The sequence below is a fragment of the Olivibacter sitiensis DSM 17696 genome, assembly GCF_000427965.1.
Taxonomy (GTDB): domain Bacteria; phylum Bacteroidota; class Bacteroidia; order Sphingobacteriales; family Sphingobacteriaceae; genus Olivibacter; species Olivibacter sitiensis.
In genome coordinates, this window is record NZ_ATZA01000105.1 from 1 (window position 1) to 1,742 (window position 1,742).

General features: G+C 36.7%; 3 protein-coding genes. 1 reads left to right on the forward strand and 2 read right to left on the reverse strand.

Annotation, left to right across the window (positions count from 1 at the left end):
• Window positions 1-414: 414 nt before the first annotated feature.
• On the reverse strand, window positions 415-927 hold the full coding sequence (locus A37S_RS25870; protein ID WP_245586454.1) for a carboxymuconolactone decarboxylase family protein: 513 nt from the start codon (window positions 925-927) through the stop codon (window positions 415-417).
• A gap of 12 nt (window positions 928-939) precedes the next feature.
• Entirely contained in the window at window positions 940-1,152 is a 213-nt protein-coding gene (locus A37S_RS28100; protein ID WP_245586455.1) for a carboxymuconolactone decarboxylase family protein, read from the reverse strand.
• A gap of 234 nt (window positions 1,153-1,386) precedes the next feature.
• Between A37S_RS28100 and A37S_RS0122480 the strand changes: the two genes are divergently transcribed.
• Window positions 1,387-1,581 (forward strand): hypothetical protein, encoded by a 195-nt coding sequence (locus A37S_RS0122480; RefSeq protein ID WP_028298880.1) that lies wholly within the window; start codon window positions 1,387-1,389, stop codon window positions 1,579-1,581.
• Window positions 1,582-1,742 lie beyond the last annotated feature (161 nt).

Genomic DNA, 1,742 nt, shown 5'->3' on the forward strand with positions numbered 1-1,742 from the left:
GGCTTTTTTATCTAATGAAAATATTTACTGATAATCAGTAAGTTAAGTGAGTTTATTGCCTGTTTTTAAGTTTATCCGTTTGGTAGTGATTCTATACCCTTTTGCGTAGTTAATTTTCAATTCACTAATTCCGTCTCCAACAGTTTACAATCTCCAAAGTGTTCTTCCTTTTCCAATTTTTGAATTCTGAACAAAATCTTTGCTTTTGCTCTTAAATCTTTTAATTTCCTCAACCACTTGTCGAATTTTATCGTTTTCTCAACAAAGTACATGTTAAATGTGTATTCACTTGGATACGAAATTAGTAAAAATATTTGAATAAATGAATTCTGCTTTTTCAGGGGTCGTGTTTTGGGTAAATTGCCGCACAACTCGTTTAATGTGCTACAAAATCACAAAGATCTCTCAACTATCTTATTGTGTCTTACCGCTTTTAAGCACCTCTTCCAAAACTTTTTGCGCCGATTTGGCTTCCTTTTTTCCTACAGTTGATTTAATAACCGTTATAAACTGTTGCACCTGTTCGGGTGCTAAGCCTACATTCAGACAAATGGCTAAATGCGAACGCAACATAGGTTCCGCATCGCCAATAGCAGCTATTACGGAAATGGTTACCAACTCCCTTTCGGCATAGGTCAACACATCTCTTTCAAAAATATCGGCAAATAAATGTCCCTTTAGAAATGTATCAATTGTTGGGGCAAATGCCGAATAACCTGTAAGGATTTCGGGTTGTGGCGTTTTGGTCAATTCTTCCAAAATCTTTTTACCACGTTTGTACTTATTACCTGTTTGGTCAATGGGCGAAACATCGTTGCCTATATTGTCATTTACGCCATTGGCTTTGCGTCCGTCCAACACCTCCATAAAGACCTGCAATCCTATGATACTGCGGGGAAATCCGCAATAGGCATACAGGTGTACCAATGCTTCTTTTATTTAATTGACGGACAAACCTGCCTCAAGACCTGTACTTAGCGCCGTTTTTAGCTTTTCCAAATCGCCTTTTGCTGTAAATGCAGAAATGGAAATTAGGCTATGTTCTTTCGGGCTTAATGCATTTTTATCTGTTGTCATTTTCTGCTGTGCCAGTGATTGATCTGCAAGCAATGAAATACAAACTAATATTGCTATATAAGTTATTCTTCTCATTTGTACCATCTTAATGGTGTTACTGTACAAAGGTCGCCAGATAAAATGACGTTACGCTTATACCGATCACGGTATTGCCTACCAAAATCACTGATCAGAGGTTGGTTTAATGGATTTAGGATATTGTATTTGCACTGCAAATACATAAGGAGCAATCCAAAGAAGACTTTAATGTTTAACAATATGCCTGACAAATTTTTAGAATTTTTTATCTTTGATAAAAATCAGGAGAATATGAAAACAGGAGACAGAGTTTTAATTGCTCCTCAAGTTACGGGAAGAGCGGATTGGACGGAAGCCACTGTTATTGAGGTCGAGAAAAATCCATATGTGGGCATCGTGATTACGGCAAAGGCAGACGATGGTGAAATCTTCTTTGAAAAAGAGGATATGTTCAAACGTTTGGACAATGAGGTATGTACGCAATAGCCTTTGATATGGTTATTTCCGATTTGAAAATGCATTATGGCGAACAATATCATAGTGCCTATTCGGAGATTGTAAATCGTCAGCAAAAAGTGGACACGATATTTTAAAAACTTAAGGAGTGTTTTCATCAAAAACGTTAGATTTAATTATGGGAACACCAA

Coding starts and splice junctions, on each gene's coding strand:
- A37S_RS28100 (WP_245586455.1), bottom strand. CDS start 1,152: ATGAGAAGAATAACTTATATAGCAATATTAGTTTGTATTTCATTGCTT.
- A37S_RS0122480 (WP_028298880.1), top strand. CDS start 1,387: ATGAAAACAGGAGACAGAGTTTTAATTGCTCCTCAAGTTACGGGAAGA.